The sequence below is a fragment of the Propionivibrio sp. genome (assembly GCF_047602565.1).
Classification (GTDB): Bacteria; Pseudomonadota; Gammaproteobacteria; order Burkholderiales; family Rhodocyclaceae; genus Propionivibrio.
In genome coordinates this window covers 4,286,763-4,300,974 of record NZ_JASGGX010000001.1, presented here as the reverse complement: position 1 = coordinate 4,300,974, position 14,212 = coordinate 4,286,763, and the positions used below count along the sequence as shown (strand labels likewise).

The window sequence follows — 14,212 nt, the reverse complement described above, 5'->3', positions numbered from 1 at the left end:
TGGTTGTTCCTCGCCGCTATCTTTCCTTACAAACTACTACAATCTTTCAGGAGCAATCCCTATGCCTCTAAGGGACGAAAAGAATGAATCATCAATTTGTACTTCTCCAGTCGAGGAAGCCGCTTGATTGAAGCCGATCGTTCGATATTTAATAACTCGGCCCCGAATCATTTCTTTGATGATGGCCTTCGCTTTTTCTCCCGTCGCAGCGGTGTAGGGAGACATGATCTTTGCGACATTACCCATTACCTGATTCTGTGTTTTCTGGATCATATCGGCCATTTCCTGATTTGATGCCATACCTGTGGGTGCCGGTGGCATACTTGGGGATAGATATACGGGGGTTTCCTCCGGCGTAATTGTCCAACTCGGATTTTCATCCACACGAATTTGAACTGTTCCTGTGGGAATGCGATAACCACCGCCGGAACGGATGCCAACATAAAGTTCTCCGTCCTGTACGCCAACAAATGGGTAGTACCGCAATGACTGCGTTATAACCATACTATTTGATCGCACCATGCCAACGGTGACCATCTTTGTGACTTTATCGCTGAACTCGTCTTTACCGACAAGCGGACTCCAAATACGCCCCGGTGAAATCTGACCTGGCGTTTGGCACCCCACGAGGAACATCGCAAACGCCACTCCAATCAAAGCTCTTGCTTTCATCACCATTACGGCTCCTGTCGTTAATTCTGGTTGTCTTAGAAAGGCGATAGCTGTGTTCCGCTATCACCCACAGTGCCCATAGGCTACATAAAAACCAAGCGTTGGTCCATGCTATGGGCGTGGCGTCAGGTAGGTGCTTGAGAGCGGGGGCGCTCGTAGCTACTTGGGCGGGGTTGAGCGCGGACAGCTGAATATCGTCAAGCTGGCGGAGACACTACAGGCGCCTGTCGGGGAACTGTTCCCGCCGCCAGATCGCTAAGAGAGCTAGCCTTCCAGACCACACCCCATGAGCCCGCCAACTGGCGGGCTTTATTTTTCCCATTTTGGGAGGTTGACAATCCGCGATGAATAGTTCATGATTCTCCCAACTTGGGAGTTTTTATGCGCCTAATTGGACGAGAAAAACTCTGCTGTCTCAGCAACGCCGAAGAGCGGGTGAAGAAATGGGTTCAAAGCTGGACAGCAGAAGTGGCAAATGCAAATTGGAAGCACCCTGCGGAGTTGGGGGCTCAGTTTCCGAACGTGAAACAGATGGAGGACGGGCGGTTCCTGTTCCCCGTCAATGGGTGCGCTCGGGCAATTTCTCTGCTGATCGCGTTTCCGCAAGGAATAGCGCTCATCACGGCACTTGAAGAAACAAATGGTTCCTATGGAAGCTAAAGTAATCAGAACCGAGGAGCAGTATCACCGCTACCTCGAAGAAGTACAGTCCTTGATGGCCCTCGGAGGAGCGCTAGACGCAAATCAATGTGATCGTCTGGAATTATTGACGGTGCTGCTTGAGGCTTATGAAAACACGAAATTCCCGGTAGAGGCACCGGACCCTATTGATGCCATTCTTTTTCGGATGGAAGAGAAAGGCCTAAAGCGCGCCGATTTGGTTCCCTACTTCGGCACGAGCAGTCGCGTTTCTGAGGTGCTTGGTCGGAAGCGTCCTTTGACCGTCCAGATGATTCGCGCCCTATCTCTTGGTTTAGGGCTGTCTGCGGATACGCTGATCGGGTTGGCAACCATGGAATCAACCGAACGAAAAGGTGAAATTGACTGGTCCAAGTTCCCTATCAGGGAGATGGCAAAAAGAGGTTGGTTAGAGAGCTTGGCTACAAAATCGAAGACCGCAGTGGAGGATGTGGTCAAGAGCTTCATCGCTGACGCAGGCCTCCAATTTGGGGCTGCATCATTTCGAAGAACTCTGGCAGGGGAAGCCAACTCGCCTACAACCCAGTATGCCTTGTACGCATGGCTTGCTCGTGTCATTCAAAAGGCCCGAGCTAAAAAATCAACCCTTGGAGTCTTCGATAAATCTATTCTTTCCGCAGGATTTCTTCGTGAGCTTGCACAATTAAGCTGGTCTGATCGCGGACCACTTTTGGCGGTCGAGTATCTTGAGAAACATGGCATTGCCGTTGTGATAGAGCCGCATCTCAAGGGAACGCTGTTGGATGGCGCAGCGTTGAACGACATTGATGGCACGCCAATTGTTGGAATCACCCTTAGACATGATCGCCTAGATAACTTCTGGTTCACGCTTCTCCATGAGGTTGCCCACTTATGGAAGCATGTAGGAACAGATGAAGCATTTCTAGATGATCTTGATACATCGTCAGAGGATCGGCGCGAGGCGGAAGCCAACCGTTTGGCGAAAGAAGCGTTTATCCCGAGGATGCTTTGGAAACGCAGTGATGCATTCATAGCGCCAAGCAAAGAATCAATCGACAAACTCTCCAGAGAACTCAAAATCCACCCATCGGTAATCGCGGGCAGGCTGAGGCGTGAAACTGGGAACTACCGAGTATTTGGCGACCTGATTGGACTAAATCAGGTTCGCTCTATGTTTTCCTTAACCAGTGGCGAAGTAGAGGTCTGAAATGGCTCCCAAATATCTCCCTATCCTCAAGGCCAAGCCAGGCGAATTGAAGGCCTTGGCGAACTCAAAGACCTCAGTTTCAGCGAAGGTTTTGCCTCTGTTCGATGTGGGGAGATTGAGCGAACGAACCAGACAAGCGAAGCGTTTCTCCGAAACGTCAGCAGTCACCTGCGCCTACTTGGACGAAGTTGCAGAGAGCATTGCCAAAGTCCGAAAGGGAAGCAGCGCCCTTGTAGATGCGTACCAGTGGCCTCCCAATTCGGCCACGGAAACAGGGGAACATGTCATTCCGTACATCTACGGGAAACTGGCTTCATTGGGCGTCAAGGCAATCCCGGTTATTGGATATGACCGGTGGGATAGTACGCAATACAGGGCGGCGATGATGCAGCTCGAGCTTTCCCCAGAAGACTACTATTGCCTACGGCTAGATAGCCATGCAATTGAAGATGCCGCAGAACCAGAGTTTTTCGAGGAGCAACTCACTACGATTCTTGACGACCTTCAAATTGATCCAAGCCGATGCGCCGTATTACTTGATTTTGGGGACATCAGCCACGCTTCCATTGAGGACATTCTTGACCAAGGCGCGCAGATCGTAGAGCAACTTGATTCCTTCGGGTTTGGGCGGATTGCCACCGCAGGTTGTTCCCTACCGCCAACTATCGACGGTGCGGTCAAGAAGCCGAATTCAACCGGCAAGGTTCTGCGGAAGGAAATGTTGTTGTGGCAAATGCTGCGAACTCAGTATCCACATATCAATTGGCTGTTTGGTGACTATGGAGTGCGTAGCCCGAATACCGGCGAAGACGTGGTGTCCCCACATACCAACGGAAAAATTAGGCACACCATCGATAAACACTTTTTTATCGTGCGCGGCCATTCGGTTCAGATCGGTGCTAAGGGAGGTCAAATGTATGACCTCGCCAAAAAGCTCGTTGAGTCCCAACACTATCTTGGCCCCGATTTCAGTTGGAGCGACTCCGAAATTCTTCAGTGCAGTTTGGGGAAAGGCAAGCCCGGTAATTCGACGACATGGATCGCTATCGACACCAATCACCATATTGCATACGCAGTCGCCGAAGTTATGGAGTTCGAGAAGTCGGTTACTGCTGCCAGCGCCGAAACCATTTAAGGGAAACTGAACATGGCAAAGAATACGAAACAAACGTCAAGCCGGGTCGCTTCATTAGCAGCCACAACCTTGTCGAACAATAATTCATCCCAAATTGCGAAGAGCCTTGCTGCATCCACGCTTTCTCAGCGAGGAAACATCCGTCAAACAGGTGCGGAAATGGAGAAAGTTGCCTCAAGGGTACTAACCAGCGAAAAATACTCTGCCACCACGAAGGAACTTGCTGCTTCTGTCCTTTCCCAAGCAAACAAGGAGCGCTAGCAGGCGCTAAGGGGACGGCATAGGCCACGATCACCACACTGCCGCCGCGGCACCGTTGGGCGGCCTGTAGTGGCGCGCCAGCCTGCGGGCAAGGAACAACAAACACGAAGTTATTCGGGCTTGCCCGCTAACCGATTGCTGCCCTTGTGGTTAGGTCGGCAACATCCGAAAGGCATAAGCGCAGCGTAATAAATCGCCTGCGGTTCTTCTCTTGAAGAAGCCCAAGATTTATGATCGAGCTTTTGGCTATGGCTCGTTCATGAAAATTGCGGAAACCGTTGTCCTGCTCAGTCGGGGCGCATTTGCACAGTCGGCGGAATGGAAGGCGATCCGCGACAAAATCCATGCAGCCATTGCGCAAGCTGAATGGCCTGTAGGTACAGGCTCCTTCACTATCCACCCCGAGAGTGGCAAGAAGTCCGGTCAGGGTAACGGCGTCGTGCCGATCAAGGCCAAGCCCATGAAAGTCCTCAAGGACGACGGCTGGGCGCTGGAGTTTCCTTGGGAAGTGGCTACCAAGACAGGGGTCACCGGAAAATCTCGAAAAGGCACAAGGCCGGGTGACATCGACGCTGCAAAGCAATTCGATCAGGGGCTTGTGGTTGTCGAATGGGAAACCGGCAACATCAGCTCATCCCATCGGGCCATCAACAAGATGGCGCTGGGCTTGGTGGCGAAGAAGTGCATTGCCGGGGTTCTGGTCGTGCCGAACATGAAGCTGGCGCAATACCTGACCGACCGAATCGGCAACATTGAAGAGATCCGGCCCTATATCCCGCTGTGGGAAAACCTCAGCGTGACGGAAGGTGTCTTGGAGCTTGTGGTCATCGAGCAGGACGGAGAGAGCACCGACAGCCCGAAGATTCCGAAGGGCAAGGATGGCCGTGCAGCGGAAGGCATGCTGGCCGCCCTCATCCAGAAAAGTTAGTCCTCAACGTGGTCGGTGTTGTTGTGATGGGCAATGTCGTCGTCCAGCAGCCGCTCTTTGATCTGCTGGGCGAAGTCGAGTTCGATGCCGATCCAGAAGCGGTCTTTCTTCTCGCACACTGCAAACGTAGTCCCTGACCCGCCAAACGGGTCAAGCACGGTTTCGCCTTCCACGGTACTCATCTCAACCACACGATCAAGCAGCTTGGTCGAAAGCGCGTTTGCAGAGCGATCCTTTGACTTGAACTTCCAGTGCCGCACTGGCGGAATGTCTGTCCAGACATCCTTGAGATTGACTCCCAGCGGGTTCATGGCGTGCCGATGACCGCCGTAGTCCTTGATTTCGCCGCCGCAGTGTCTGCATACCTCTATCGGCGTGCGTATCTTGCGGAAGGTCTTCGGCTTGCCCTTGCTGAAGTACAGCAAGGAATAGTGACTCGGATACAACCGCCCAGCGATGGGCATTGTGGAATTCACCGAAACCGTGATGTCGTGACGGAAGGTTAGCCCTTTCTCCATCAGGTAAGCGCCAAGGACGATGTTCCAGCGCGGCAGGTTGTAGAGGAACAGGGAGCCTCCCGGCTTCAGTACCCGGATGCACTCGTCTAACCACGCCTTGCACCATTCGACATACTTGTGTTCAGGAAGGTTGTCCTTGGCCTTGGCTCCGTACTTCTTGTCCAGGTTGAAGGGCGGGTCAGCAAATACGGTGTCAATCGAACCCGCCTTGATGTGGGGCAGTACCGCTAGGCAGTCACCGTCAAACAGTGCGCCATGCGCCGATTGAAAGAACGGCTCGTGAGCGGCATCTAGGTAGGCCGTCAGGTTGAACGGGGCGAGCTTGTCCTTGATTCGCTTGTTCTTGGCAGCGATCTTGACTGTCTCTTGTTCAGGAAATAAGTCCAGCACCTCTCGCATTACTAACTCGCTCATTCATGTCTATCACCTGCCACATGGGCCGCTCTAGCTATGTTACTGGCCTTGCCGAGCTGGGCCTAGGCGGCGGCTGCATGAATCTGCCGATACCCCGCGATCAGTTACGGTGTGCTTACGGGGTACAAATTCGCCACCAAGAAGAAAGCTCCGACTAGTGGAACTTTTCATCACTTTTTACAAGCTCTCTGCGCGCCCATTGAACTACGATAAGTACTTGTTTTTATTGGCGGAGGCGGTGAGATTCGAACTCACGAACGGTTGCCCGTTGCCGGTTTTCAAGACCGGTGCAATCGACCACTCTGCCACGCCTCCCCACATGCCATCGCCACGGCGGGCCGGATGATAGCACGTTACATACTGTTACTCCCCCTCCTTGCAACTCGGGGGTGGCTTCGGTAGTCTTACACACGGCTTAGCCTTAATTTGAGGAGGATTCGATGCAAACGCAATTTCCGATGACAAATCAGGCAACGCAGGCGAGTGCGCTGCAGCAGAACAGGGTGTTGCGGAATACGTACTTGTTACTCGCGTTCTCCATGCTGCCCACCGTCGCTGGCGCCGTGTTGGGCGTCAACCTGGGGTTCACGCTCTTCGCGGGCAGCCCGATGGTTTCCTTCGTGGTGTTTCTCGGCATTGCCTTCGGTTTCATGTGGGGCATCGAGCGCACCAAGAACTCCGGGATGGGCGTCGTGCTCCTGCTCGCCTTCACGTTTTTCATGGGGCTGATGCTTTCGCGCATCCTGCAGGTGGCGCTCGGATTCTCCAACGGCGCCTCGCTGATCGCCACGGCCGCCGGCGGAACGGGCGCGATCTTCTTTACGCTGGCCGGCATCGCCACCGTGACGAAGAAGGATTTCAGCTTCATGGGCAAGTTCCTGTTCGTGGGGCTGGTGGTGATCCTGCTGGCGTCGCTGGCGAACATCTTCTTCCAGATCCCCGCGCTGTCGCTGACGGTCTCGACGGTGGCGGTCCTGCTGTTCTCGGGGTACATCCTGTTCGACATCAGCCGGATCGTGAATGGCGGCGAGGATAATTACATCACGGCGACGCTGGCGGTCTATCTGGACATCTACAACCTCTTCGTGCATCTGCTGAACCTGCTGATGGCGTTTTCCGGAGACAGGGACTGATCCGGCAAATCTGCGACGCAACACGGCGGGCAGCTTCGGCTGCCCGTTTTTTTTCAGCCCTCATGGGAACACCGTTTGCCGGGCAATCAGGTGTCGCTAAACGACCGACCTGAAGGAGAAACCCATGCATGCCCGACAAATGATCAGTACCCACCCCCACACTCACAGCAATACAAACGACGTTCTGATTCGCTGCATCGAAGCCTGCTTCGATTGCGAGCAATCCTGCATCGCCTGCGCCGATGCCTGCCTGGGCGAGGAGATGGTCGAGCAGCTGACCCGGTGCATCCGACTGAATCTGGACTGCGCCGACGTTTGCCGGACGGCGGGTTCGCTGGCCACGCGCCGCACCGGCAGCAACGGAACGACGCTGCGCGCAGTGCTGGAGGCGTGCGGCCTGGCTTGTCGCGCCTGTGGCGATGAATGTGACAGGCACGCACAACGGCATCAACACTGCGCAGTCTGTGCCCAGGCATGCCGAGAGTGCGGACGGCTCTGCCAGGAAGCGGCTCAATCGATCGAGGCATTATCCTCATAGCGCCTCGCAACCCCAGCAGGGAGGCGATTTTTATGTTCCGGATACAAAACCGGATGCACCACAACATCAAGCCGCCGCACAAAAGAAAATCCCGCGCAACCTATTGATTGCGCGGGATTTGTCTGGGGATGTACCGGCTTCGAATTATTCCATGTATTCCTTGTTTTTCAAGGAATACATGGAATTAGGAAAAATCGTATACCGACAAATGTACCGCCAAACAGGTTTTTTCGGTAGATAGCCTCGACCGATTCATCCGCTCAGAACAACGCAGTCGGATTAGTTTCCCGCCTCATGGAGCACGGCGCCAGACGTCGCGCTTTCCGGTGCTGCGGGCGGGGATGTGCGCACAGGAGCAGCGCCAGGAAGCCACTATCCCGAAAACGCCGGCCGCGTTGGTGCAAGCGTAACTGCAGGAACTTGCCGCGCAGTGCCCGCGCGACCAGATCCAGGTTACTGACGTTGACGGCGAGTCCATACGTCTGCAGTAGCGTGGCGTCGCGCGGCCATCAACAGCGCGTGCCGAAAGACTTCAAGAACAACAACGCCCCAGTCCGAGGACTGGGGCTTGTCTCTGCCTCGAACACATGAAACTGGCTTGGAGAACCGTGTGTTCAGCAAAGTGTCGCGGTTGCTTTGCAAACGGCAGGACTCACGACTAAGCCGCCTTCCCATGCGATGACGTGGGAATCTTACGGTTTAACCCCCCGGATCACAGCGAACGCTTTGGGCTGCGCGACCGCAATGTCGGCCCGAAGGTGCGCCAGGAAGGCGTATTCCATAGTGCTTGAGAACAACTCCCGAAGAACTTCGATCCGGAGCTGAGTCCGCACGCCGATCAGTAGCTGAGAGAAGTCGCCCAAGATGACGGAGCTTGCGTTATGCGCAGTGCCCTGGCTTTGGTTGATGGGCACCTGGGTAGTCACGAGCCGGGGAATCCTGCTGACAGCTTCCGGCGCGTTCAGCGGCTGCCCCGTGCTGTCGGTCAGCCCGTTGAGAACGCGACTCGTCCGGGGGGCCATAACCCACGCGGTCGGGGCGCTGGCATTCGCGTTCTCCACCTCGAAAAGTGCGTCCAGCATCGGTGCGTAGTTGGTAATGGCCGCGCCATTCTCGCCCATGCTCACGCCCAAGATTCCGGCCGTATTGCAGAGTCCCCGCGGCTCCGGTGCTTCACCAGAACCGAACAGCGCGACACGATCCAGTTCGCCGGCCATTGCACCAGCAAACGCCGTCATGAGGGCAGTGTCGATGTTAAGCGAGTCTTCGAGCAATTCGCGGGAAATCTTCACCATGCACGCGAGGCTTCTGGCAATAAACGTCACGGCACCAAAGGTGGGGCTGGATTCCGCGACCGCACCGAGCTCAAGTCGCCATCCTGCCTGCGGATCGCTATCAAGGCGAGCAATGGTCGTTTTCTCGGTCTCCAGCGGAACGGTGATTGCCCCTGCCTGGATCGCTACCGTCTTCGCCCGCATGGCATCGATCAGCTGAGCCATCAGGACACGGGGAACGGTATAGCCGCCGGCACTGTCGGTGCCTTCGACCAGGGCGTCGCGGATTTCCTGGCGGTTCGTTCCGGCAACCATTGCCTTGACGTACTCGCCAAAGCCGATGTTTTGCTCGTGCCGTCCGCTGATGGTGTCGGCAAACCTATCATTCCTAGCGAGCGGCCGGACGGCCTGGCCGTTGTTCTTCCAGGACGCGGACGGTAACCCGAAGATTGCGGCATGCTCTTCGCCGATGTCCAGCAGATTAATCTTGTGGTCGGTGAGATCGACCAGCACGCCCAACATTTCGATTGCTTTTACCGACTCATCGTAACGAGCCTTTGCTTTTGGGTCGATCGGCCCCTTGGCGTCTGCGATGGCAAGGGCCTTGTCCCGGTGTCCGTTGATCACCCGGCGGAGGTCGTTACGATACGCGACGAGTTTGCTCCGGTTCTTGTCATCAACTTCCAAACTAAGGCCATTCTTTGACAGTTCGGCGAGTATCTCGATACTGTGGTCGTCGCGGTACTGGCGCAGCTCTTGAAGGTTTGAAGCCATTTTATTTCTCCTAAAACCGGCTTGAGCGCAAAACAAAGCGGGCGCGCCCAAGCTCTGTTGATTTAACAAACAGTGCTTGAAAGCGCGCCCGCCTCGTGGAAGCTTGCCGACTTTCGGACCTCACTATCACCCGACTCGTGGAACCGGGCGACGTGTTGATGACGTGATTCTATAGGCTGGAGCATTAGTATGCAATAAGTTGAAATAGCGTCCATTGGTCTACTACCCCCCCTCCCATTACCCCCGCATAAGAAAAAAAGACTTGACGGTCGGTCCTTGGTCGGGACGTGTTGGAGATTTGCACCGCCCCCTATCCATTTCGCGGGTGAGAGAACAAAATGGAGCGGCCGGTCAGAAAGGCGAAAGCACTGAACTTTTCCACCGCTCCACACCTTCATACCTATCCCGTGACAGTGACAAAAGTGACAATAGTCTGTAAGCTTTGCCACCAGGGCGATACAGCCGAGTGATCTGCAAAATTGCGATGTGACAAAAGTCTGGCCGTTGGCCGGAGCCCCCCTTTTGTCACACGGGGTTTTCTGTTGTCACATGGCTGGAAGCCTTGCCGCTCAAGGCGTTGAAACCTTTTGTCACTTCTGTCACTGTCACCGGATGGAAATGTATGTATTTGAAAGAAAAGAAAAAGGTTATTTTTTGTGTCTACTGACAAATGGCTTTTAGTGACAGAAGTCATGCCGCCACCTTCATGGTGTAGAGCTTTGGATTGACCAGGTAGAAGGCAGAGGCCCGTCCTCCGGTCGCCGACTTCTTTTCGCCGCTGATGATGTAGTTGTCGCGCAGCACGGCGAGCGCACGCTCGAGGCGTTCCACCTTGGAGAAGCGCCCGTGCATCGCTCGCTGCGCGTCGCGCCGCGTGAACTCGCTGCGCTCGCCCGTCCTGATCCAGCGCAGCACGGCCAGCGCGTCGGCGTCTGTGTCATCCGCGCCGAGCATGGCGAACGCCGCTTCGGCGTGAGGAATCAGCAGCCGGCACAGGGTCAGCGCCCGTTCCATGGATTCACGCTGCACGACGGCCACCTCCAGGCCACCGGCGGCCAGTGCGAACAACGCCGCCAGGCGCGCCGCATGTCCGGGCAGTTTCGATGTCCAGTCGGTGATTGCTTCAAAACGCCCGCCCTCGCCCTGGTCCTTCTCCATGGTTTCGGAGAATTCAAGCCATTGTTCGAGGGCATCCGGCGCAAGGGTCAGTACACGCGGTTCGCGGCCACGTTCTTCGTAGCCCTGGAGTAGATCCATGACGGCCTGGTGATACCCTTCCGCGACCGCGCGCGGCACCGGCACACGCTGACGCACGTCGCGCGTGCCGATGTTGGACTTGGGTATCGCGTAGAGATACCGCGCCAGGACGCCGGTCGCCCGTAAGCGCCGGCCAGCCGCCAGTTCGGCGAAACTCTCCGGTTGCACGATCAGGCCCATGCTCAGGGTCGGGCGATCAAGATGCGCCTCGCGGCCCTGGCGGTCGACCCGGATCGCCGAGCCGGCATGCCCTTTCAGCACGGCGTCCAGGCTGGCGATACCGCCGCGCAGGCCGCCGCTCAGGTTGAGGAAGGTATCGCTTTCGTCGGACAGGATTCCCAGCTTGCCGTCCTGCTCGGCGAGAAGGCCTTCCGTACGTTCGGGCGTGGCGTTCGTGGTGAAGATGCGCGGCGCCTTCATCTCGTCGGGCATGCCTTCCCGTTCGCGCTTGATTTCGTCCTGAATCGCCTCGCGCCGCTGCACGTCATCTTCGCGGGCAGCGTCCTGCTTCAAGCGCTCAATGCGCTTCGTGGCAACCTCCCGCGCCGCGAAGCGCCGGGCGATTTCCGGGCGGGCACGGTCGCCGGCCAATTTCTCCCAGCGCTGCAACGGCGCCACGCCGGCATTGAAGACGGCGGTCTTGCGTCCGCCCACGGGATAGCAGGTGCATGTCCAGATCGGCAGCGGCTCCCGGTAATCATCGCCGAACGGTGCGATTTCGTAGCGCCCCTGCAGGACGGTAGCCAGGATCGAGACGGTGAACATCGTGGCCAAGGCCGGCGGCGTCTGGGTACTGGCCGCCACGGCGTCCGCATGCTCGGCGAAGATGCCGGGCAGAATGCTCGCCTCGATTTCGGGCGTCCGGCGGGCGCCCGGCAGGATCGGATCGCCCCAGATGTCCGCCACGGGCACCGCCACCGGCCTAGCTGTGTCGATGGTTCGCTTTACGGCCGTCCTGCCTTCGACTTGGGCCAGGTCGTTGAAATCGGTCAGGCCGGTCATGGTTCCATCCCTGCAAACGTCGGCACCGCCAGGAAGCCGCGTACGGCCCGCGCGGCCGCCTCGGCATGGCGGACACCAGGATTGCCCGACGTGCCGGCGTCGTTGTCGGCGCAGAGGGTGAGGCGCAGCTGCGGGAACTTGCCGCGCAGCGCCCGCGCGACCGGCTCCAGGTTGCCAGCGTCGAAGGCGCAGGCGGTGGCGTAGCCCGTGGCTTCGTAGATTGAGGCGGCCGTGGCGTAGCCTTCGCAGATGCACAGCGCGCCGTCCGGGTGCCCGATACCGTAGTAACAGCCACGTTTCCGGCCGCCGGTCAGGAAGCGTTTCCCGCCGTCGGGCAGGATGAACTGCAGGCTGTGCAGCGCGCCGGCGACGTCGCGCAAGGGAATGACCAGGGATTCGCCCAGCAGGCGCACGCCGTAGGCCTGTACGCGCTTCCGGGCAAGGTAGGGATGCTGGTTGCTGGCCGGCCGCGCCTGGTGCCACAGACGGGCGGCACGGGCCGCGGCATCGGCCTGGACCTTTGCCAGTTCGGCATCGCGGGCGCGCTTCGCCGTGGCCAAGCGTGCCGCCAGTGCGGCCCGCTCAGCCGGGCTGAGCGTGTCCGGCTGGTGGGCAGTCCAGGTGACGGATTGCCCGGTCTTCCAGGAGCCGAACGCCCCGAAGGGCTGGCCGTCCAGGTGCAGGACGTACCAGCCGTTCAGGGAGCCGGCCTTGTCGCCGTCGACGCGGTAGCGGTGGAGAACGCCGTCGCCGACGACGGCCGGCTTGAGCATGGCCAAGCCGGCATCGGCGAGAGCGTCCAGGAAGCTGGCGGCGGGGTCAATGGCCATGCGTTGCATTGCCCTTGAAGTAGGCTTCCACGGTCGCCAGCATGCCCTCCTTGGCCACGCCACCACTCTGGTATAGATAGGAGCACCGGCCGCACAGATGGAACTGGCAGACGATGGGCACCAGCGCAGCCGCCGGGTACAACCGGATAATTGCGCGGCGCTTGCGCAAGTCATTGAACGGCTTGCCGCAGCTCGCGCATTCCCGGTTCGGCCGGCCGATCCGCACCTCGTGCTTGACCTCGGAGAAGACCGGCAGCAGCTCGCCGATCGTCATGCCGGCAGGGATGCCGACGATGTTGTGTTGCGGCCGGTTCATGTCTTGGCCTCCGTTGGACGCGCGTCGCCCAAGCCCATAATGCTCTTGGCACTCTGACTTAATGCGACATCTCCATTCAACCGGCCGACATCCACCTCGAATTGCACCGCCGCCGACATCGTTTGAACCAACAGTGAGAGGCCCGGCCGAATACCTTCAAATACGTCTCTGCACATCAAGTAATGCAGTATTTCGAAACCATCGTTGAGCTTTTCGCAGGTTTCAACCGCTGAACCGCCGATGAACGGATTGAAGTAACTAATGCCGGAACATTCGGCCAACTCCAGCGCGCTTTCGTAACGGATTTCCGAAGCGGATTTCATGCGACACCCCCGTTCAGCGCATCACACGCCTTTTCCAGCGCCACGTCGTAATCGTTATCCGCCATAGCCACAAGGTAATGCGCATGCGCGAGTAGGGTAGGAAGCGTTCCATTGTGCAGTTTCAGCCCATGCGCGAATCCCCCGCCCGTTTTGATGTCGTGGCTTGGGTGGGTATCGTGATGCTCGGGCGCACGCTCCAAGGCGCAAAGCACTCTCGCGGCATCGATAATTGCCAAGGCCGCTTGGAGTTGCCCGTCAGCGACCGATTCTAGGTTTTCAATTTCGGTGATGATGGTCGAGGCAGTCATACGGCACCGCCTTCCAACGCGCTGCTGAGCACCGAATCAATGACCTCTTTTGCCAACTCCGTCAGCCGCCGTGCCGCGAAAATCGGACATCCGTCACCGCCAGTCGCTTCAAGAGCCTCTGCAAGGAAAGTACTGGCCATTGCCAGAGCGTCCTCGACCGGCACGCCAGAATTGACGGAGAAGAGCAGGTTTTGCTCGGGATTGCAGGAAAGAAAATCTTTGCGGACGGTAACGCCCTGGAGAGAACTAGCAGCCATGATGGCCTCCTGATGTTTCGAGATTGAGAACCACCCGAAAAGGGTGGGGGTGCTCTCAACGCACATCAGCGCGTCCGGGGCCTTGCGGATACCCGACACCCCCAAAGACCGGGTAAGACGTGCGCGTGCACGGCTCACGGAATGAGGGGCGTAAAAAAACCGGCTTCGCAGCAAAGGTGCCGGGGTGCTGCTGATGTTTTTGAGAGAACCCACAGTATCAGGCCAGCGAGCCGGGCGGGTCAAGGGAATCATCGTCTTGCCACCCTTTGCATGCTGGCTGCTACCCACCCCATGGGGATGGATATCACGCCGGGAACGCCGCGATAGGCCTGAACTTCAAGATCACCCGATGCGTGTACCACCAAATACCAACGATGCCCTAGCCACGTCATTTCCTTCGGGTTC

At 57.4% G+C, this 14,212-nt stretch carries 16 protein-coding genes and 1 tRNA gene; 7 read left to right on the top strand and 10 right to left on the bottom strand.

Features of this window, described 5'->3' with window-relative positions; genetic code table 11:
* Positions 1-36 precede the first annotated feature (36 nt).
* Positions 37-678, bottom strand: coding sequence for a hypothetical protein (locus tag QM701_RS20310; RefSeq protein ID WP_415168812.1), 642 nt, complete (start codon positions 676-678; stop codon positions 37-39).
* A 375-nt stretch (positions 679-1,053) separates the two neighbouring features.
* Here QM701_RS20310 and QM701_RS20305 point away from each other — a divergent pair, with 375 nt between their 5' ends.
* The 5 genes from QM701_RS20305 to QM701_RS20285 all read left to right on the top strand — a co-directional run bounded on the left by QM701_RS20305 (position 1,054) and on the right by QM701_RS20285 (position 4,863).
* The gene (locus QM701_RS20305) at positions 1,054-1,332 is read left to right on the top strand and encodes a type II toxin-antitoxin system HigB family toxin (RefSeq protein ID WP_415168811.1); all 279 of its coding nucleotides are present in this window, start codon (positions 1,054-1,056) and stop codon (positions 1,330-1,332) included.
* Positions 1,313-2,539, top strand: a complete 1,227-nt coding sequence (locus QM701_RS20300; protein ID WP_415168810.1) for an ImmA/IrrE family metallo-endopeptidase — start codon at positions 1,313-1,315, stop codon at positions 2,537-2,539. The genes QM701_RS20305 and QM701_RS20300 overlap by 20 nt, the downstream gene beginning before the upstream one ends.
* 1 nt (position 2,540) lies before the next feature.
* Positions 2,541-3,674, top strand: coding sequence for a beta family protein (locus QM701_RS20295; RefSeq protein ID WP_415168809.1), 1,134 nt, complete (start codon positions 2,541-2,543; stop codon positions 3,672-3,674).
* Positions 3,675-3,686: 12 nt separating this feature from the next.
* Positions 3,687-3,935, top strand: a complete 249-nt coding sequence (locus QM701_RS20290) for a hypothetical protein (RefSeq protein ID WP_415168808.1) — start codon at positions 3,687-3,689, stop codon at positions 3,933-3,935.
* Positions 3,936-4,146: 211 nt separating this feature from the next.
* Positions 4,147-4,863 (top strand): hypothetical protein, encoded by a 717-nt coding sequence (locus QM701_RS20285; protein ID WP_415168807.1) that lies wholly within the window; start codon positions 4,147-4,149, stop codon positions 4,861-4,863.
* Here the strand turns inward: QM701_RS20285 and QM701_RS20280 are convergent.
* Both QM701_RS20280 and QM701_RS20275 read right to left on the bottom strand, forming a co-directional pair.
* Positions 4,860-5,780 (bottom strand): DNA-methyltransferase, encoded by a 921-nt coding sequence (locus QM701_RS20280; protein ID WP_415168806.1) that lies wholly within the window; start codon positions 5,778-5,780, stop codon positions 4,860-4,862. The genes QM701_RS20285 and QM701_RS20280 overlap by 4 nt on opposite strands.
* Before the next feature lie 242 nt (positions 5,781-6,022).
* Positions 6,023-6,110, bottom strand: a tRNA-Ser gene (locus tag QM701_RS20275).
* Positions 6,111-6,235: 125 nt separating this feature from the next.
* Here QM701_RS20275 and QM701_RS20270 point away from each other — a divergent pair.
* Positions 6,236-6,928, top strand: a complete 693-nt coding sequence (locus QM701_RS20270; RefSeq protein WP_415168805.1) for a Bax inhibitor-1/YccA family protein — start codon at positions 6,236-6,238, stop codon at positions 6,926-6,928.
* A gap of 124 nt (positions 6,929-7,052) precedes the next feature.
* On the top strand, positions 7,053-7,466 hold the full coding sequence (locus QM701_RS20265; protein ID WP_415168804.1) for a four-helix bundle copper-binding protein: 414 nt from the start codon (positions 7,053-7,055) through the stop codon (positions 7,464-7,466).
* A 692-nt stretch (positions 7,467-8,158) separates the two neighbouring features.
* On the opposite strand, the gene QM701_RS20260 is transcribed toward QM701_RS20265, so the two are convergent.
* From QM701_RS20260 to QM701_RS20230, 7 genes are all read right to left on the bottom strand, one after another.
* The gene (locus tag QM701_RS20260) at positions 8,159-9,514 is read right to left on the bottom strand and encodes a phage major capsid protein (RefSeq protein WP_415168803.1); all 1,356 of its coding nucleotides are present in this window, start codon (positions 9,512-9,514) and stop codon (positions 8,159-8,161) included.
* Positions 9,515-10,204: 690 nt separating this feature from the next.
* Positions 10,205-11,773: a YfjI family protein gene (locus QM701_RS20255; RefSeq protein ID WP_415168802.1), complete on the bottom strand. Its 1,569-nt coding sequence runs from the start codon at positions 11,771-11,773 to the stop codon at positions 10,205-10,207.
* Complete coding sequence (locus QM701_RS20250; protein ID WP_415168801.1) at positions 11,770-12,603, bottom strand: toprim domain-containing protein; 834 nt, start codon at positions 12,601-12,603, stop codon at positions 11,770-11,772. The genes QM701_RS20255 and QM701_RS20250 overlap by 4 nt, the downstream gene beginning before the upstream one ends.
* Positions 12,593-12,919 (bottom strand): hypothetical protein, encoded by a 327-nt coding sequence (locus tag QM701_RS20245; protein ID WP_415168800.1) that lies wholly within the window; start codon positions 12,917-12,919, stop codon positions 12,593-12,595. The genes QM701_RS20250 and QM701_RS20245 overlap by 11 nt, the downstream gene beginning before the upstream one ends.
* Positions 12,916-13,242 (bottom strand): hypothetical protein, encoded by a 327-nt coding sequence (locus QM701_RS20240; RefSeq protein WP_415168799.1) that lies wholly within the window; start codon positions 13,240-13,242, stop codon positions 12,916-12,918. Before QM701_RS20240 ends, QM701_RS20245 begins: the two co-directional genes overlap by 4 nt.
* Complete coding sequence (locus tag QM701_RS20235) at positions 13,239-13,550, bottom strand: hypothetical protein (protein ID WP_415168798.1); 312 nt, start codon at positions 13,548-13,550, stop codon at positions 13,239-13,241. The genes QM701_RS20240 and QM701_RS20235 overlap by 4 nt, the downstream gene beginning before the upstream one ends.
* Positions 13,547-13,807 (bottom strand): DUF3077 domain-containing protein, encoded by a 261-nt coding sequence (locus tag QM701_RS20230; RefSeq protein WP_415168797.1) that lies wholly within the window; start codon positions 13,805-13,807, stop codon positions 13,547-13,549. Before QM701_RS20230 ends, QM701_RS20235 begins: the two co-directional genes overlap by 4 nt.
* Positions 13,808-14,212 lie beyond the last annotated feature (405 nt).